Annotated in this window: 15 protein-coding genes; 3 read left to right on the plus strand and 12 right to left on the minus strand. The window is 73.2% G+C overall.

Annotated elements, in window-relative coordinates:
• Positions 1 to 5: 5 nt before the first annotated feature.
• The 9 genes from BLA60_RS07985 to BLA60_RS08025 all read right to left on the minus strand — a co-directional run bounded on the left by BLA60_RS07985 (position 6) and on the right by BLA60_RS08025 (position 10,239).
• Positions 6 to 2,150 (minus strand): zinc-dependent metalloprotease, encoded by a 2,145-nt coding sequence (locus BLA60_RS07985; protein ID WP_075132152.1) that lies wholly within the window; start codon positions 2,148 to 2,150, stop codon positions 6 to 8.
• Complete coding sequence (locus BLA60_RS07990; protein WP_075132153.1) at positions 2,147 to 2,917, minus strand: ABC transporter ATP-binding protein; 771 nt, start codon at positions 2,915 to 2,917, stop codon at positions 2,147 to 2,149. The genes BLA60_RS07985 and BLA60_RS07990 overlap by 4 nt, the downstream gene beginning before the upstream one ends.
• Positions 2,914 to 4,578, minus strand: coding sequence for an ATP-binding cassette domain-containing protein (locus tag BLA60_RS07995; protein ID WP_211288643.1), 1,665 nt, complete (start codon positions 4,576 to 4,578; stop codon positions 2,914 to 2,916). Before BLA60_RS07995 ends, BLA60_RS07990 begins: the two co-directional genes overlap by 4 nt.
• Positions 4,571 to 5,581 carry an ABC transporter permease gene (locus BLA60_RS08000; protein ID WP_075132155.1) on the minus strand — a complete coding sequence of 337 codons (1,011 nt, stop codon included), beginning with the start codon at positions 5,579 to 5,581 and terminating at the stop codon, positions 4,571 to 4,573. The genes BLA60_RS07995 and BLA60_RS08000 overlap by 8 nt, the downstream gene beginning before the upstream one ends.
• Entirely contained in the window at positions 5,578 to 7,140 is a 1,563-nt protein-coding gene (locus BLA60_RS08005) for an ABC transporter substrate-binding protein (protein ID WP_075132156.1), read from the minus strand. Before BLA60_RS08005 ends, BLA60_RS08000 begins: the two co-directional genes overlap by 4 nt.
• The gene (locus tag BLA60_RS44185) at positions 7,137 to 7,895 is read right to left on the minus strand and encodes an SDR family NAD(P)-dependent oxidoreductase (protein ID WP_075132157.1); all 759 of its coding nucleotides are present in this window, start codon (positions 7,893 to 7,895) and stop codon (positions 7,137 to 7,139) included. The genes BLA60_RS08005 and BLA60_RS44185 overlap by 4 nt, the downstream gene beginning before the upstream one ends.
• On the minus strand, positions 7,892 to 8,785 hold the full coding sequence (locus tag BLA60_RS08015; RefSeq protein ID WP_075132158.1) for a polysaccharide deacetylase family protein: 894 nt from the start codon (positions 8,783 to 8,785) through the stop codon (positions 7,892 to 7,894). The genes BLA60_RS44185 and BLA60_RS08015 overlap by 4 nt, the downstream gene beginning before the upstream one ends.
• Entirely contained in the window at positions 8,782 to 9,783 is a 1,002-nt protein-coding gene (locus BLA60_RS08020) for an Lrp/AsnC family transcriptional regulator (RefSeq protein WP_075132159.1), read from the minus strand. Before BLA60_RS08020 ends, BLA60_RS08015 begins: the two co-directional genes overlap by 4 nt.
• 96 nt (positions 9,784 to 9,879) lie before the next feature.
• Positions 9,880 to 10,239, minus strand: coding sequence for a YybH family protein (locus BLA60_RS08025; protein ID WP_075132160.1), 360 nt, complete (start codon positions 10,237 to 10,239; stop codon positions 9,880 to 9,882).
• Positions 10,240 to 10,355: 116 nt separating this feature from the next.
• Here BLA60_RS08025 and BLA60_RS08030 point away from each other — a divergent pair, with 116 nt between their 5' ends.
• On the plus strand, positions 10,356 to 11,363 hold the full coding sequence (locus BLA60_RS08030) for a helix-turn-helix transcriptional regulator (RefSeq protein WP_075132161.1): 1,008 nt from the start codon (positions 10,356 to 10,358) through the stop codon (positions 11,361 to 11,363).
• 36 nt (positions 11,364 to 11,399) lie between these two features.
• Here the strand turns inward: BLA60_RS08030 and BLA60_RS08035 are convergent, their stop codons facing one another.
• Together BLA60_RS08035 and BLA60_RS08040 are read right to left on the minus strand one after the other, a co-directional pair.
• Positions 11,400 to 13,034: an ABC transporter substrate-binding protein gene (locus BLA60_RS08035; RefSeq protein ID WP_075132162.1), complete on the minus strand. Its 1,635-nt coding sequence runs from the start codon at positions 13,032 to 13,034 to the stop codon at positions 11,400 to 11,402.
• Positions 13,035 to 13,063: 29 nt separating this feature from the next.
• Positions 13,064 to 14,974 (minus strand): hypothetical protein, encoded by a 1,911-nt coding sequence (locus BLA60_RS08040; protein ID WP_075132163.1) that lies wholly within the window; start codon positions 14,972 to 14,974, stop codon positions 13,064 to 13,066.
• 221 nt (positions 14,975 to 15,195) lie between these two features.
• On the opposite strand from BLA60_RS08040, the gene BLA60_RS08045 reads away from it, so the two are divergent.
• Together BLA60_RS08045 and BLA60_RS08050 are read left to right on the plus strand one after the other, a co-directional pair.
• Positions 15,196 to 15,699, plus strand: a complete 504-nt coding sequence (locus BLA60_RS08045) for a VanZ family protein (protein ID WP_075132164.1) — start codon at positions 15,196 to 15,198, stop codon at positions 15,697 to 15,699.
• 56 nt (positions 15,700 to 15,755) lie between these two features.
• Positions 15,756 to 16,526, plus strand: coding sequence for a class I SAM-dependent methyltransferase (locus BLA60_RS08050; protein ID WP_075132165.1), 771 nt, complete (start codon positions 15,756 to 15,758; stop codon positions 16,524 to 16,526).
• 4 nt (positions 16,527 to 16,530) lie between these two features.
• Here the strand turns inward: BLA60_RS08050 and BLA60_RS08055 are convergent, their stop codons facing one another.
• Positions 16,531 to 17,490, minus strand: a complete 960-nt coding sequence (locus BLA60_RS08055; RefSeq protein WP_075132166.1) for an RNA polymerase sigma factor — start codon at positions 17,488 to 17,490, stop codon at positions 16,531 to 16,533.
• Positions 17,491 to 17,673 lie beyond the last annotated feature (183 nt).

The raw sequence follows: 17,673 nt of genomic DNA on the forward strand, positions 1-17,673 counted from the left end.
TCTTCCTAGATCGGGGTGCCCGGGGGCAGGGTCGGCAGGTCGGCCGGGTGCTCGAACGCCGTCTTCTCCACCGCCGCCCAGCGGGCCCGCACCGACGGCCGCGACGAGTCCGCGAGCCGCCCGGCGACCGCCTCGACGGCCGCCATCCGCGTGTGCTGGTGCAGTACGTGGTCGGTCAGGGTGTGCTGGAAGCGGCGCAGCAGCGTCCACCCGACGGTCTCGGTGACCAGGTCCCGCGCGGTGGCGGTCAGCAGGTCCGAGGCGAGTCCGACCGTGCGCTCCAGCACCTCGTCCAGGCCGACGCCGGCGCCCTCGGCGAGGCGGTTGAGCCGGGCCGGGGCCAGCAGCGCACCGGCGACCAGGTCGGCGCCGGCGGCGACCGCGGCGGCGGTGTCGAACGCCCCACCGGTGCGGTGGTCGAACTGGCCCTGCCGGCGCGACCGCCCGCCGGCCGGCGGGACCAGCAGCGGCCGGACGTGCTCGGGGACGGCCAGGAACGCCGGGTCCAGCAGCGCGGCGAGCTGGTCGAGGGCCGCCCGCTGGCGGGTTGGCGGGACCGGCGTGGCCGCCCCGGTGAACGCGGTGCCGCCGGTGACCGCGTAGCGGCGGATGCTGCCGCCGACCAGCTTGGCCACGGCCAGCGCCTGGTGGCGGTGCAGCAGGTGCAGCAGCAGGAAGCGGCGCTCGATCTCGTTGGCGTCGCTGCCCGGCGGCACGACCGCCGGGCCGAACCGGCGCAGCGCGGCGGCCCGCACGGCCAGCAACCCGGCCAGCACCTCGATCGGGTCGCCGGGCGCGATCCAGGTGGCGCCGCACCCGTCGGCGGCGTCGTCGGCGCGCGCGTCGGCGTCGGTGACGTAGTCCAGGTCGGGGGCGGTCCCCGCCTGGCCGTAGAGCGCGGTGACCTGGTGGTGGTCCCACGGCCCGAGCCCGGTGGCGTAGGGCTCGGGGGCGGCCGGGCGGTCGCCGTCCAGGGCGAACACCGGGCCCGGGTAGTCCATCACCGACGGCACCGGGTGGTGGTGGGAGGCGAAGTTGTGCGCGAACCCGAGGCCGTGGCCGATCTCGTGGGCGGCGAGCTGACGCAGCCGCGCGGCCACCACCTCGGCCACCGCCGCCGGACCGGCCGCGTCGTCATAGGGTGCCAGGACGCTCTCGGTGATCGCGCGCAGCTGCTCGACCCGCTGGGAACCCAGGCGCACCACGGCACGCAGGATCTCGCCGGTGCGCGGATCGACCTGGGTCATGCCCATCGACCAGCCCCGGTCGGCCCGGTGCACCCACAGCACGACGTTGCGCCGCGGGTCGGTCAGGTCGGCGCCCTCGGGCAGCGGCTCGACCCGGTAGCCACCCGGCAGGCCGGCCGACGCGAACGCCTCCTGCCACCAGTTGCCCCCGGCGAGCACCGCGTCGCGCACGGCCGGCGGCATCGCCGGGTCGAGGTGGAACACGATCGGCTCGGTGGTGCGGAAGCGGGTGGCCAGCGGGGTCAGCGCGTCCCGGGTGTGGATCTCGTCGAACCGGTGCACGGCCAGGTTCGGCGTCGCCCCGGCGGTCGGGTCCAGGTCGACCGGCTCGTAGCCGGGCGGCGGCAGCGGGCGCAGCGCGACCTGCTGGCGCAGGCTGACGGTGTCGCCGGGCGCCGGGTAGCCGGCCGGCGGGGCCGAGAGCCTCGGCGGGTCGCCGGGCGCCACCGGGGTCCGGGGCACCGGTTGGGCCGCGCGGAAGGTGAGCACCGACTCGACGGCGAGCACGTCGCCGTACCAGGCGGCGCCGGTGACCCGGCTCAGCGCCGGGTCGAGCGCGTAGGGCGTCTGCGCCGCGTCGGTCAGGCTCCGCGCGGCGCCCACCAGGTCGACCAGGCCAAGCGGGGTCGGGTCGAACGAGCCGGGCGAGGTGACCGGGCAGCGGGCGATGGCCGACTCGGCGAAGGAGTGCTCGGCCGCGTCCCGCTCGGCGTCGGTGGCGCCGGAGTGGCCGAAGTGGGTGTTGCGGGCGGTGACGACCACGCCGTCGCCGTCCGGGTCGGCCCGGCACAGCAGCGACGGCCCGACCTCGCCCCGGTCCAGGCCGGTCGTCGACAGGCCGAGGCCGCCGGTGAGCATCGCGTGCAGCAGGAACTCGCGCTGCGCGAGGTGCGCCGGGGTCACCGCGCCGCCCCCTGGCCGGGGATGGCGGCCAGCAGGTCACGGGTGTAGTCGTCGGTCGGGCGGGAGAACACCTCGCCGACCGGGCCGGTCTCCACCACGTCGCCGTGGCGCAGCACCACGACCTCGTCGCTGACCTGGCTCACCACGGCCAGGTTGTGCGAGATGAACAGCATCGTCAGGGTCAGCTCGTGGCGCAGCCGGTCGAGCAGTGCCAGCACCTCGGCCTGTACCGACACGTCCAGCGCGGAGGTGATCTCGTCGGCGATCACCACCTCCGGGCGGGTGATCAGCGCGCGGGCGATGGCGACGCGCTGCCGCTGCCCGCCGGAGAACTCGTGCGGGTAGCGGTCGGCGGTGTCGGCCGGCAGCGCGACCTCGGCCAGCACCGCGTCGATGGCCTCGCGGTGCTGGCGGACCCGCGCGTGCACCGGGTCGAGCGCCTCGGCCAGGGTCTGGCCGACGGTGCGGCGCGGGTTGAGCGAGGAGTACGGGTCCTGCGGGATGAGCTGGACCCGGCGCAGGAACGCGCGCCGCTGCTGGCGGCCGAGGCCGCGCACGTCGGTCCCGTCCAGCAGCACCCGGCCGCCGGCGACCGGCACGATGCCCAGGATCGCCTTGGCCAGGGTCGACTTGCCGGAGCCGGACTCGCCGACCAGGCCGACGGTCCGCCCGGACGGCACGGCCACGCTCACCGCGTTCAGCGCGGTCACCGACCGGGCGCCCCGGCCGAACCGCACGGTCAGGTCCTCGACGGCGAGGGTGTTCACGAGGTCACCGCCAGCGTCGGCACGGCGTCCAGCAGCATCCTGGTGTACGGCTCGCTGACCTGTCCGGCGCGCAGCGCCTCACCGGTGAGCTCCTCCACGATCACTCCGTCCTTCATCACCAGCACGCGGTCGCACAGCTCGGTCACGACCCCGAGGTCGTGGGAGATGAACAGCATGGCGGTGTCGGTCTCGTCGCGGATCCTGGCCAGTTCGGTCAGGATCCCCGCTGCCACCGTGACATCAAGTGCGGTCGTCGGCTCGTCGGCGACCAGCAGCGCCGGCTCGGCGGCCAGCGCGGCGGCGATCATCGCCCGCTGCCGCATGCCGCCGGACAGCTCGTAGGGGTGCGAGCGCAGCAGCCGCGGCGGGTCGGTGATGTGCACGCCGGCGAGCAGCCCGGCGATGATCTCCCGGGCCTGCTTGGCGGACTTGCCCCGGTGGACCCGCAGCACCTCGGTGAGCTGGGTGCCCATCCGCAGCGCGGGGTTGAAGGTGGTGCCGGGGTCCTGGTAGATCATCGCGACCGCGTCCGCCAGCTCAGCCCTGGCGGGCCGGTCGAGCAGGTCGACGCTGCCGGCGCGCAGGGCGGTGGCCGACGCGGTGAGACCGTCGGGCAGCAGCCTGGCCAGCGACAGCGCGGTCAGCGACTTCCCGCTGCCGGACTCGCCGACCAGGCCGAGGATCTCGCCGCGGCCGATCTCGAAGGAGATCCCGTGCACCAGGTCGGTGCCGTCCGCGCGGGACACCACCAGGTCGCGGACCACGACCGGCGCCGCCGACCCGACGTCCTTGGACCGGGTCGGGACCGGGCGTGTGCTGGCCGGCCGGCGGGTGACCCGGGGGTCGGCCGCGGCGGCGAGGCCGTCGCCGACCAGCATGGCGCCGATCGACATGAGCAGGATCATCATCGTCGGGCCGACGACCTCGACCGGGCGGGAGTAGATCGCCGGCAGCGCGTCGGCCAGCAGCCGGCCGAGGTCGATGTCGGGGGTCTGCACGCCGAGGCCGACGAACGACAGCGCCGACATCGCCACCAGGCCGGTGGAGAAGCTCGCCGCGAGCTGGATGAGCAGCGGCTCGGCCATGTTGGGCATCAGGTGGCGGCTGATCAGGGCCCGGCGCGGCACGCCGACCAGCCGGGCGGTGGTCACGTAGTCCCGCTGGAAGATGGCGCCGCTGAGGTTGGCGGTGAGCCGGGCGGTCACCGGGATGTTGGCGACCGACACCGCCACCACGACCTGCCACGGCCCGGAACCCAGGATCGCCGCGAGCACCACCGCGACCAGCAGCTCCGGGTAGGACACGGAGATCTCCACGATCCGCAGGGCGAACTCGCGCAGCCGCCGGGGCGCGGTCCACACGGCGGCGCCGATCAGCACACCGAGGAACATCGAGATCCCGGTCGCGATCAGCGCCATGAACAGGCTGGCCCGCGCGCCGACCAGCGACCGCGCCAGCAGGTCCCGGCCGAGGTCGTCGGTGCCCAGCCAGTGCTCGCCCGACGGGCCCTGGCCGGCCTGCGCGCTCAGCGCGTGCGCGTCCTCGCCCAGCACGAACGACGCGACCAGCACGACCAGTGCCGTCGCCGACAGCAGGACGGTGCCGGCGACCAGCGCCGGGTTCCAGCGCAACCGCCGTGTCCTGGTCACGGTCCTAGCCACTGTTGTTCCCTCCGCGAACCCGGGGGTCGACGATGCCCAGCACGATGTCCACCGCCATGGTCATCAGCGCGGAGAGCACGGCGAGCACCAGCACGAGACCCTGCACGAGCGGGTAGTCCTTGGTGGTGACGGCGTTGACCACGCCCAGCCCCAGACCCGGCCAGCCGAACACCGTCTCGACGCTGATCGCGCCGCCGAGCATGCCGACCAGGATGATCCCGCTGAGGGTCAGTGTGCTGGTCAGCAGGTTGGGCAGGGCGTAGCGCAGGGCCGTGCGCATCGCGCCAAGGCGCCAGCCGCGCGCGGTGCGCAGGTAGTCCTGTTCGAGCACGACGGCCGTCTCGCGCCGCACCACCCGGGAGATCAGGCAGATCGACGGGATGCTCAGCGCCAGCGCGGGCAGCACGACCGACAGCCCCGGCGAGGACTTGGTGTACGCGGGCGGCAGCACGCCGAGGGTCACCGCGAACAGCAGCACCAGCAGGGTGGCCATCACGTACGGCGGGATGGCCGCGACGAACGCCGTGACGTAGCCGAAGGCCGAGTCGAGCCGGGGCCGCCGCCCACCCCGGGTGAGCGCGCCGACGGTCATCCCGAGCGGCACCGCCACCAGCAGCACCACCAGCAGCGCCAGGAACGACAGGCCGGCGGTGAACGGCAGCCAGCGGAACACCGCGTCGGCGACCGGGGCGTTGAGCGAGAACGAGTGTCCGAGGTCGCCCTGGAACAGGCCGCCGACGTAGTCGACGAACCGTTCGAGGATCGGCCGGTCGAGCCCGAGCTGGGCGCGGACCTGCTCGATCTGGGCGCGGGTGGCGTCCGGGCCGGCCGCGCTCACCGCCGGATCACCGGGGATGAGCGGGACGATGAAGAACGTCACCACGACCGCGGTCACCACCGTGCCGGCCAGGCCCCCGGCCCGGCGCAGCGCGAAGGACGTCCAGGACGACCCTCCCCGCTGGCGCCGGGGCCGGGCACCGACCGTCAGGTGAACATCGGTCACGAGGCACCGAACCGCAGCGTGGCCCAGTCCGCGTAGTCGTCGTAGACCGACATCGTCAGGTCCGCGCTGGTGACGTAGGTCAGCGGCCCGCCGACGAGCGGGACCACGTCGGTGCGCTCCAGCAGGCTCCGCTGGGCGCGTTCGAACGCCGCGCAGCGGGCGTCCTCGTCGGTCGCGGCCAGGCCCTCGGCGAACGCGGCCTCGCCCTCCGGGTTGACCGACGCGCTGTAGTTGCGGCCGCCGTCCTCGACGCTGGCGCCCATCACCCGGTCCAGCGACGCGCTGATCGAGCCGACGGAGTTCAGGTCGCCGAGGAAGACGATGTCCCAGTCCGAGCCGCCCTCGGCGATCGTGCTCCAGAACGTGGCGTTGTCCAGCTTCTGGATCTCCGCCTCGACACCGGCGTCGGTGAGCACCTGGTAGATGTAGTCGGCCCCGCCGCTGTACTGGCGGTTGGCGGTGTTGCCGAGGATCTTGACGCCGCCGGTGCCCTGTAGTGCCTTCTTCGCCGCCTCCGGGTCGTGGCCCGGCAGCAGCGAGCGGTCGTCGCTGACGCACGGGAAGCTGGCCGGCGCGATCGAGTTCAGCACCTCCGAGGTGCCCTTGCTGAAGACGGCGTTGAACGCCTCCTGGTCGATCGCCTGGGCCACGCCCTTGCGCAGTTCCGGTTTGTCGGCGAACGCCCTGCCTGGTCGTTGGTTGAACACAACGTAGGTACTGGCCTGGGTGATCGGGTACTGGTTCAGGTCGGGCTGGGCGTCGAAGCGCGCGACGACGTCCGGGTCGGCGAACTGGCCCAGCTCGACGTCACCCGCGAGGATCTGGTTGGCCACGGTCGACTGGTCGGTGGAGATGCTCAGCTCGATGGTGCTCGGCGGCTCTCCGGTCAGCGGGGTGGCGTAGTCGGGCCAGGAGTCGTAGCCCTCGCGGAAGGCGAAGGTGTAGCTCAGGCCCTGGCGGGCCTCCTTGACCACGTAGGGCCCGGAGTAGGCGCCGTCGACCGTGCCGGCGGCCAGGCCCTTGGGGTCCTTGACCCCGGCGGGGCAGACGATGCCGGCCTGGGCGATGGCCAGGCCTTGCGGCAGGGTGGTGAACGGCTCGGACAGCGTGACCCGCACGGTCGCGCCCTCGGCGGTCACCTCGACGTCGCCGGGGCCGAAGACCAGGTTGCGCCAGGTGGAGTTGGTGGCCGGGTCGGCGAGGCGGCGCAGCGAGTCACCGACGACCTCGGCGGTGATCGGGGTGTCGTCCGAGCAGGTCGCGTCGTCGCGGATGGTGAAGGTGTACTCGGTGGCCGACACGGCCTCCCAGTCGGTGGCCAGGCCGCCGACCAGCGAGGCGTTGGCGTCGCGGCGCAGGACGGTGTCGTAGAGCAGGTTCGCCACCTGGAAACTCTGCTGTCCCTGGGTGAGGGCGGGGTCGAAGCTGGAGGTGTCGCTGGGCAGCACGGTGCGCACCGTGCCGTCGGTCCGGGCGGGGCCTAGTTCCTCTGTGGAGCAGCCCGCGGTGGCCGTCAGGCAGACGACCGCGGTCAGGGTTGCGAGCTTCCGGTACCTCACCGGGAGTCCTCCTTCTGCGGGGTGGGGGCGTGTGGGGGCAGGGCGTGTGAGCCGGCGGTGGCACCGCCGTCGATCCGCAGCACCGAGCCGGTGACGAACGCGTTGTCGGCCGAGGCCAGCCAGACGACGGCGGCGGCGATCTCCTCGGGCGCGGCGGCGCGGCCGACGAGGTTCGCCGACACGGCGCGGGCGTACTCGGGGGTGACGGGGTTGACCGGGCTGGCGACCTCGACGTAGCCGGGGGCGACCGCGTTGACCCGGATTCCCTGCGTGGCCAACTCGACCGCGCAGGCCTTGGTGAGCATCTCCACGGCCGCCTTGGACGTGCAGTAGTGGGCGGCGCCCGGCCGGGCTCTGGTCGCCGCCGAGGAACTGATGTTGACCACCGCGCCGGGCCGGCCGGCCTCGGCGACCGCGCGGGTGAGCAGCATCGGGGCACGCACGTTCACGTTCTGCACGAGGTCCCAGGCGGCGGCGTCCATCGCGCTGAACGCGGTCGCCGGGTACAGGCCGGCCGCGTTGACCAGGACGTCCACCGGGCCGGAGGCGGCGACCGCGCGGCCGACGACCTCCGCGCACCCTGGCTCGGCGAGGTCGGCGACCAGTGCCCGGCCGCCGAGTGGGGTCATCGCGTCGGTCAGTTCGGCCTCGCGGGCGTCGACGCCGGTGACCTGGTCGCCGAGGGCGGCGAAGGCCCTGGCGGTGGCCAGGCCGATGCCGCCGGCCGCACCGGTGACCAGCACGTGCCTACTCACTGCTCACTCCTCACTGCGTTGGCGGCCCGCGCGACGGCCGCGTGGGTGGCGAACCAGACCCCTGGGTGTTCGCGGAGGTGGGTCAGCAGCTCGCGCAGCACCCCCAGGCGTGACCGGTGGCCGATCAGGTGCGGGTGCAGGGTGAGCTGGAACAGGCCGCCGTTGGCGGCCGCCGCGTCGAACTCGTCGCGCCAGATCTCCAGCAACGCGCGCGGCGGGGTGTAGGGCCGCTGCGCCGCGGCCCGGTTCATGGTCAGGTAGGGGGCGTCGTCGCGGATCCACTCGACGGGGATCTCCACGATCCCGGTCGGGCGGCCGTCGGCGAGCAGTTCGTACGGCTCGTCGTCGGCCATGAGCGACGAGTCGTACCGTAGTCCCAGTTGCGCAATAATGTCCACAGTGGACTGTGAGAAATCCCAACTGGGAGTACGGATCCCGACCGGGCGGGTGCCGGCGAGACGTTCGAGGGTGTCGCACGCGCGGCCGGTGAGGTCCAGTTCGGCCGCCGGCGTCAGTTCGGTGTTCAGCTCGTGGATCCAGCCGTGGACGGCGACCTCGTGCCCCCCGGCGACGTAGGCCTCGATCTCGGCCGGGTGCAGCAGCGCGGACACCGCCGGCACGAAGAAGCTCGCCGGAACGTCGAACTCGGCCAGCAGCGCGAGGATGCGCGGCACCGCGACCCGCGCGCCGTACTCGCCCTGGGCGAGCCGGCCGGGGCTGGTGTCGCCGTCGCGCAACGGGATGGTCTCGTGGTCGGCGTCGAAGGACAGCGCGACCGCGACCTGCCCGCCGCCCGGCCAGGCCGGCGGCACGAGCCGCCTGCCCGCCCGGACCCGGTCGACGTGCCCCCGCCAGGTCGGCTCGTCCCACTGCCAGGCCGGGATGCTCATGGCTCGCTCCGCCCGTCCCCGGCGATCCGGACCCAGGCGCGCTTGAGGGTGCGGGCCTGGAGGGTCATGTCGGCGGCGTGCACACCGGGCAGGCTGCCGACGACCTTGGTCAGGTAGTCGTAGAGCTCGCCGTAGCCGGGCAGCACGCCGTGCAGGCAGAGGTTGAACCGGCCGGTGGTGGCGCTGACGTAGCGGGTGGAGGGCTCCCTGGCCAGCATCGAGCCGACGTTCTCCAGCTCGGCCGGCGCGACCGACAGCCACTGCATGAAGTTGACGTCCAGCCCCAGGACCGGGGTCTCGAACAGCGTGCGGAACCGCAGGCAGCCCCGGCTGACCAGCGAGTCCACCCGCCGGGCCGCGGTGGACTCGCTGATACCGACGGTGGCGGCGATATGGGCGTAGGTGGCCCGGCCGTCGGTGGCCAGCACCCCGGCGATCGCGAACTCCTGCTCGCTGAGCTGTTCGGTGGCGTGCCAGGCGCGGTGGTCGGTGACCGGCGCCTCCGGGCGCAGCGCGGCGCTGGCGTCGGCGTCGAGCAGGCCGGTGTCCCACTCCTCGAAGGCCATGAACTTGCGCACGACCACCATCGACTCGGTCTCGACGATGTCGTCGGGCTGCGGGAGGTCCTCGACCAGCACCTGGGCGGCGTCCTGGTGGTGGCGTACGACGATCTCGGCGGCGACGTCGGCGCTGCCGGAGACCACGGTGACGAACCGGGCCGCCGGCAGCCGCGCCAACGCCTCGGCCACGGTGTTGGCCCGGCCGGGGCGGCAGCGCATCCGGGCGATCAGCGAGATGCCCAGGCCGCACCGGAGGTGGTCGAGCACCCCGGTCACGCCGACGACCCGGGACTCGATCAGCTGCTGGCCACGCCGCGCGACGGTCGACTCCCTGGCGTCGACCGCGGCGGCGACCTTCTTCCAGGAGGCACGGCCGTTGAGCTGGAGTGCCGCGACAATCCGCCGGTCCAGCTCATCAAGTCTGAGGACTTCACCCACCGGGACACCCTCTGGTGGGGAAATCCCTCAAGTCAAGAGCATGATCTGCGGGATACGGCGAATTAACCGCGTCGAGACCGTTCCGTTACCTCTCTCTCAGGTGAACGAGGGGTCGTCGATGACCCAGCGCCAGGTCCCGTCCGCCTGCCGCCGGGCGACCTCGGCGGTCGTCCCGGCCCCCTCCCCGCCGCCAGCCAGCCGCGCCCGCCAGGTCGCCGAAGTGATCGCGATGTCCCCGGCCACGATCACCTTGCGGGTCTCGCCGTCGATGTGCTCGATCGTCGCGAGCATGTCCTCGACCATCGCCCGCAGCTCCGCCTCGCCGCTGCGGCACGAACCGTCCAGGTGCACCGCCAGCCCCGACGGCTCGTAGAGGGCCACCAGGCCCTCGGCGTCGCGGCCGTTGATCGCCTCGGTGAACAGGGTGTGCAGCTGGGCGGGTTCCGTGGCTGTCATCGGCTCTCCTTCTCGTCGTTGGACGCCGACGATCCTCGCGGCGGCGCCCGGTGGCCCGCCATCCCGCGTTCGCGGGGGTTCCACCCGGGACCGCCGGCCGGCGATACTGGCCCGCGATGGGTACCCACGACACGGCCAGGACGGCGATCGAGCGCGCGTGCGGCACCGCCCGGTCACTGCCCGAGCTGTTCGCCGGGGTCGCCGAGGGCCTGGCCCGCGCGGTGCCCGCCGACGCCTTCTGCCTCAACAGCCTCGACCCGGCGACCCTGCGGGAGACCTTCGCCCACCACGATCTGCGACCGGACCCGGCGGTCATCTCCCGCTTCTTCGAGATCGAGGCCGGCGGCCAGGACGTCAACCCCGCGCGGGCGCTGGCCGCCGACCCGCTCGGCGCCGCCACCCTCTACCAGGCCACCGGCGGGAACCCCACCAGCAGCGCCCGGTACCGCGACGTGCTCCGGCCGCTCGGCCTCGACCACGAGCTACGGGTACTCGCCCGCGACCGGCGCGTCCCGTGGGGCATGCTGAACCTGTTCCGCGCCACCGGATCGCCGGACTTCTCGACCGGGGACATCGCCTTCGTCGCGTCGCTGGGCCGCACCGTCGCCGACGGCATCCGCCGCACCCTCGTCCTCGGCGCCGCCGACGCCCGCCCCGACGACGTCGGACCCGGGCTCCTGATCGCCGACGTGTCCGGGCGGATCCGTCACCGGTCTCCGACGGCCGGCCACTGGCTGGCCGACCTCGACGACGTCGACTGGCACGTGGCCCGGGTCGTGAGTCAGGCCGTCGAGGGCGCGGCGATGATCCATGTGTGTGGCCGGAACGGTCGCTGGGTCAGCCTGCACGCCGAACCGTACGGGGACTCGCTGGTGTCGGTGGTCGTCGAACCGGCCAGACCGGCGCGGGTCGCGGCGATGATCGTTGAGGCCTACGGGTTGTCGGTCAGGGAGCGGGAGGTCGTTCGGTTGCTGGCCGGTGGGTACACGAACACCGAGATGTCGCGGGTGCTGGGGTTGTCCCGTCACACGGTCGGCGACCACGTCAAGAGCGTGTTCGGCAAGCTCGCTGTTCACAGTCGTACGGAGTTGACGGCGCGGTTGTTCGCCACGGTCGATCGTTGAGCCTCGTCGGGGTCCTCCCGTGGAGCGGGGGGCGGGTCAGCAGTGTTCGGTCGGGGAGGGGCCGCCGGTGGACCAACCGGGTGGGATCGTTTCGGCCCGGCGGTCCGCGGTGATGTTCAGTACTGGCAGGGTGACGCCGATCGGGTTGCCGTGGTGGGCCGGGTCGGCGCTGAACTGGATGATGCCGCTCGCTCCCGGGAACACCGTTTGGCAGCGGGTCTGTTGCAGCGCACCGATCTGGGACATCGGGTTGCTGACGGCGCTCGGGCCGATCCGGCGGGCGGCGACCACCGCCAGGCCGGCGGCGTCGTGGGTCAGGATGGCCTGGCCGTTGTCCAGGTCCTCCAGTGGGTAGCTGAGCCGGGGGGTGCCGTCGGCGGCCGTGGTGTCGACGCCGCACGCCGGTTGGCCGGTGAACGCCGACTGGAACGCGTTGTAGTTCGCGCGCTCGCCATCCGTGTCCGGGTCTCCCCCACAACCGCCCCATTTGTCGGGGCTGGCGAGGCCGGTGTACTGGACTCGCACGAGGTTTCGGGGGTCGGACAGGGCCGCGGCGACGTCGTCGTCGCGGATCGCCTGGATGCCGTCGTCGCCGGTGAGGATGGTCACCGGGCCCGGGCCGCAGTCGGTGCCCGATTCGACGAGGGTTCGGGCGAACGTCCCCAGATCGGCGCCTCGGCCGGCGAAGTAGACCACTTCGGGTTCGGCGGCGCACAGGTTCACGGTGAGGTAGCCGAACTGACCGCGCAGCGAGTCCGCCCTTGCCTCGACGTCGTCGTCGATCTTCGGGGAGGTGAACGGGAAGCGGTGGGTGGTCGGGAGGCTCTCGTGCGCCGCGGCCACCAGGGTGGAGACGTAGTCGTCCGAGGTGACGGTGTCCTCAACGATCGCCACCCGGTCCATCGGCACGCCAAGGCCCTCGGTGATGTAGCGGGCCGCCGCGACCACCGAGTCGGAGTTCGTCGGGGCCACCCGGAAGAACCCGTCGAGCATCGAGCCGTCCTCGATGTCGAGGTTCATCGTGTCGGCGGTCACCGTCGCGCCGATCACCGGGATTCCGTGTTCGCGCACCAGTGTCCTCGCCGCCCGGCGGGTGTTGTCGGTGCTCTGCCCCAGACCGACGGCCATCGTGATGTGGTGGGCCGCCGCGTTGGCGTCGATCTGGTCGACCGCCTGTTCCCAGTCGGCGTTCTCACTGCCCATGTTGGCCAGGAACAGCTTGACCTTCGGCTCCCGCTCCTGACCGATGCTCCCGCTGAACGCCGTGGTGTGGTTCGCCCGCCACACCGCCGCGATCGCGCCCTCGACACTGCGGTACACACCGTCGTAGGCCGTCGTGTCGACGTTCTTCACCGGGGACAGGTTCAGCAACAACGCCAACGAGATGTAGTTGTCACCGGTGACCGCGGCGTTGTTCCGCTCGATGTCGGCCACCAACTCCGTCAGCCGGGCCGGCTGGTCGCGGCTGATCGGGCCGCCGGCCAGGTTCACCCCCACGCACGCCGTCTCCGCCGGGTTGACGGCCGTGCCCTCGCCGCACGCCAGCGCCGGGGCGCTCACCCACCGCACCACCGCCACCACGCCGACCACCAGGACGGCGACAACGCAGAAGGCCACCACCGACGCCCACGCCCGATGCCTTCTCGCCCACTTCGCCGGCTCGACGCCCACGTGTCCTCAGCTCCCCCCAGTGACAGTGATCAGGTCAGGGTCTCGAACTGGCTGGCGGCCTCCTCCAACGCGCTGACCTCCGAACGGGCCGAGACGTGCGCCAGCTTCTCGAAGCCGAGCCGAACCTGCTTGTGCCACGGCACCTTCGCCACGTCCCCGTGCAACGGGCCGGGCACCGACAACGGATCCCGGTACAGCCACAGCAACGCCGTGACGCTGGTGACCGCGGACTCGAGGGCCGTACGGCCCGGCACGTGGTCGGGCGCCAACCGCCGGTAGGACACCGCGAACGGCTCCGTGTGCGGCAGCCGGCACGGCGCGCTGGTCGCGTCGTCGAGCGCCCGTACCCAGGCGCGGTGGTCGACCGTGTCGAACAGGCCGGCCAGTTCCTTGACGACGTCACCGAACCGGCCCTGCGCCAGGTCGCGGAACAGCGTGCGGCTCGGATCCGGCTCGATCTCGTACACCCCGGCGAACAGGTCCACCCACGCGTCGGCGCCCTCGGCCGCCAGACCGGCGAGCAGGCTGCGGGACAGCCACGGATGCAGCGTGGCCGGGTGCTCCTCGTCGCCACGGCCGATCGGCCACAGCGGCGACGGTCGCGCCGCGAACGTGCTGACCCACAAGGCGCCCCGCAGTTCCCGCAGGGTCTGCACCGCGTCCGGGAAGCGGTGCGCCGGCAGGTCGTCGCCCGCGCGGCCCGGTTCGCTCAGCCGGGCGGCGACCACCACCGGGGGCGGCACGGTCGGCCACGGCCCGCCGTCGGGCAGCAGACCGGGAACGGCCCTGCGCCACAACGGGATCCCGGCGTCGTCCCGGGCGTCCAGCACGGTCGGGGCGGGCTGGTCGTCACCGGCGGCCGTGCGGGAGGCGTCGGTCTGGGTCAGGATGTCGCCGGCGGCGCCGGGGTGGCCCGAAGCCAGCCGGGACACCACGACACCGAGTTCGGTGCCGGCGTCGGAGCCGAGCAGCCGGTCGACCGGAACGGAGTCGAGCCACACCGGGTACCACGCCCGGGCCGGATTCGTCCGTGGCGCGACGGGCTGCCGCGCGTGCCGAAGCCACTGGGCGCGTTCGGCCGACGAGAACAGCGGGATCGGCTCCCGGTCGCCGGCCCCGGTGCGCCACGGCTCACGCCACCACTGTCCCCACGCCGGCCGCCACCGGCCGGCCGCCGCGACCACCAGCAGCGGGTCCGGCGCCGGGCCGTCCTCCTCGCCCGCCCGCCGCTGCCTGGCGGTGGCCAGCGCCTGGAGGACCTGGTCGCCCACCGCCGACTCGACGTGGTCGAGCATCAGCAGCCAGACGTGGTCGTGGTGGCCGGTGGCCGCGCCGGGCGGGATCAGGCAGTCGCAGCCAGAGCGCGCCGGCGGGTGGTTGCGGGTGAAGTCCTCGATGTCAGCCAGCAGTGCCCTGGTCACGTAGCTCAGCGCGTCGCCCCGGTGGACGGTGCTCAACGCGATCAGCGAGTCGACCGTGCTGGCGTCCTCGGCCTCGGGAAGCGCGTGGTGCCACCGCAACGCGCCGCGCAGCCGCCAGCGTTCGGCCCGCCGCACCAGCGCGGCGATCACCGGCTTGGCCCGGTCCCGCACGGCCGCGTTGGGCAGGGTGATGTTGGTGAAGGCGGAGGCGATCTCGGCGGCGGTGAACAGCGGCTCGACGACCCGGTCCCCCGCCCGGACCATCGGCTGACCGTCGACGTACTGGCCGATCAGGTCACGGATCTGGGCCTGGGCGGCGGCGCGGTCCCGTTCCAGTTGCTCGTTGAGCGCCAGCAGCGCCAGGCCGAGCCGGTGGAAGGTGGGCCGGCGGCGCAGATTGCGCCAGTCGCGCATCAGCAGAAAGGCGATGAACGCCACCGCGGAAACGGCGTCCAGTTCCTCGTGTTCGGCGAAGTCGAGACGGGCGTGGACGATGGTGCCGCCGCATTCGGTGGACAATGCGCGCAATGTGGTGCTTTTTCCCGATCCGGACGGCCCCAACAAGGCGACGACGGGTTCGGGATCGGTCGAGCCGGCCGGACGCCACTGCAGCCGGCGTAAGAACTGTCGCACAGGCACCATGAGCCAGGTTTCCCCCAGAGAATCGACTACCCACAGTGTAACCGCGATCACCACGTCACCAGGGTGGAATTTTCCTCCGGGTAGACTCCGCCCCGACGATGATCACCAACTTCCTGCTGGACAACTCCGCGCTGGTGCCGCTGGCGTTGGTGCTGGTCGCCGTCGTCTGTGTCACGGTCGGGTACCTGTTGGCACGCTCGCGATTCGGGCGGCGGGCGCTGGTGGCGATGATCGTGGCGTCGGCGGTCCCGGTAGTCGTGCTGACGCTCGTCCCGACGTCCACGCCCCGGTCGGAAATTCTCTGTGTCGTGCAGTTCGCCCTTCCCACGTTCGGCACCGTGGAACTGCTCGCCAACGTCGCGCTGCTGTTTCCGCTCACGTTCTTCGCCGCGCTCGCCACCCGCCGTCCGGTGGTGGTGTTCGCCGCCGGGGCCGGAATTTCCGCGGCGATCGAGGCGGTTCAGGCGCTCGTTCCCGGAATCGGCCGGGCCTGCGACACGAACGACTGGCTGATGAACACCATCGGCGCCGCCGCCGCCGTCGCGCTGGCCCGCGCGACCATCGCGCTCGTCGACCGGGTGCCGGCCCGCGCCCGCGACTGACCCACCGCTCCAACGGCGGTATGACCGGTGCCGCCGCGTTCCTAGTCTCAACGCTCGTGACCAGCACCGAACACAGCCGCCGCAAGTACGACCTGCTGGCCGACCGCTACGAGGACCTGTTCTTCTACGTCGCCGACCTCGGCCGGCGGCTGGTCGACCTGGCCGCGCCGGCCGCCGGCGACCGGGTGCTCGACGTGGGCGCCGGCCGGGGCGCGGTCGCCAGGGCGGCGCTGGCCGCCGGCTGCGCGGTGACCGCCGTCGACTCCTCCCCCGGCATGTGCCGGCGGCTGGCCGCCGACCACCCGACGCTGACCGTGCGCCAGTGCGACGCCGGCGCGCTGGACGTCCCCGACGGCTCGTTCGACCTGGTGACCGCCGGGTTCGTGGTGCAGGTCCTCGACGACCCGGCACGCGCGCTCGCCGAGTTCCACCGCGTGCTGGCACCCGGCGGCCGGGTCGCGGTGTCGCTGGAGCGCCAGACCGTCGGCCGTCTCGGCTGGCTTCACGAGCTGAACCGGCGCTACTTCGGCGGCGGGACCGGCGCCGAACCGATGACCGCCGACCAGCTCGACGGGCTGCTGACCGCCGCCGGGTTCACCGCCCCGGCCAGGACCGGGGCGCACGCGCCCAAGACGCTCGACGGACCGGACCGGCTGTGGACGTGGCTGGGTGACCAGGGCCTGGCCGACGCGGTCGCCGCGCTGCCGCCGGCCACCGCGCAACGGTTCCGCGCGGAGTTCCACGACGGCGCCCGGCGGATGCACGCCGAGGGCGGCATCGTGCTGGAGTTCGGCGCGACCCTGCACCTGGCGGCCACCCCCGGCTGACGGGTCAGCAGGCCTGGCACTCGGCGATGCGCCCGGCGAGGAACTCGCGCTCGGCCCGGTTGCCGGTGCGTCCGGCCGCCACGCGGTACGCCGCGACCGCCTCGGGGTAGCGGCCGAGGCGGCGCAGGAAGTCGGCCTTCACCGAGGGCAGGTAGTGCGAGCGGGCCAGGTTCGGGTCCCGCTCCAGCGCGGTCAGCGCGACCAGCGCGGCGGCAACGCCGTCGACCATGGCCACCACGACCGTGCGGTTGAGCGCCACCACCGGCGAGGGCCACACCACCAGCAGCTGGTCGTAGCGGTCGAGCAGCTGCTCCCAGTCGGTGTCGGCGTAGGTCGGCGCGGTGGCGTGCAGCGCGGCGATCGCGGCCTGCAACGCGAACCGCCCCGGCGGTCCGGCCCGCAGCGCGTGCACCACCAGCCGGTACCCCTGCGCGATCGTCGCCCGGTCCCAGCGCGACCGGTCCTGTTCGTCGAGCAGCAGCAGCCGCCCGTCGGCGTCGGTGCGGGTGGCCCGGCGGGCGTGGGTGAGCAGCAGCAGCGCCAGCAGGCCGCCGACCTCACGTTCGTCGGGCATCAGCGCATGCAGTGCGCGGGCCAGCCCGACCGCCTGGCCGGCGAGGTCCTCGCGGGTCAGGGTGTCCGACGATGGCGCGGTGTGCCCGGCGGTGAACAGCAGGTGGAGCACGGTGAGCACCGCGTCGACCCGGTCCGGCAGGGCGCTGGCCGGCGGCATCTCGAACGGGAGCCCGGTCGAGGCCTGCCGGGCCAGGGCGATCCGGGTGGCCATGGTGGTCTCCGGGACGAGGAACAGGGCCGCGATGTCGGCCGTGCGCATCCCGCAGACCATCCGTAACGTCAACGCGATCTGGCCGTCGCGGGGCAGCGCGGGGTGGCAGCACAGGAAGATCAGCCGGAGCCGGTCGTCGTCGACGACCGGGTCGGCCGGGAGGTACGCCTCGGACACGTCAGACCTCCGCGTTCAGGTGGCTTCACCTCTACGACGGACGAGAAACCCCGGAATCGACATCCCGTGCCGAAAATGTCCCGGCGACCGGTGTCAGGGCAGGGCCGCGCGCCCCTTTCGCACCGGCGTGCCCCGAACCTCGCACCTCGTGCCCGGTTCGGGGCATCCACCGGAAGCGGAAAG

It is taken from the genome of Actinophytocola xinjiangensis (assembly GCF_001921215.1).
In the GTDB taxonomy this organism is placed as follows: domain Bacteria; phylum Actinomycetota; class Actinomycetes; order Mycobacteriales; family Pseudonocardiaceae; genus Actinophytocola; species Actinophytocola xinjiangensis.

What these genes read in the sequence shown, in the direction of transcription:
- BLA60_RS08015 (WP_075132158.1), bottom strand. Translation starts at nt 8,785, where the DNA reads ATGAGCATCCCGGCCTGGCAGTGGGACGAGCCGACCTGGCGGGGGCAC.
- BLA60_RS08025 (WP_075132160.1), bottom strand. Translation starts at nt 10,239, where the DNA reads ATGACAGCCACGGAACCCGCCCAGCTGCACACCCTGTTCACCGAGGCG.
- BLA60_RS08030 (WP_075132161.1), top strand. Translation starts at nt 10,356, where the DNA reads ATGGGTACCCACGACACGGCCAGGACGGCGATCGAGCGCGCGTGCGGC.
- BLA60_RS08045 (WP_075132164.1), top strand. Translation starts at nt 15,196, where the DNA reads ATGATCACCAACTTCCTGCTGGACAACTCCGCGCTGGTGCCGCTGGCG.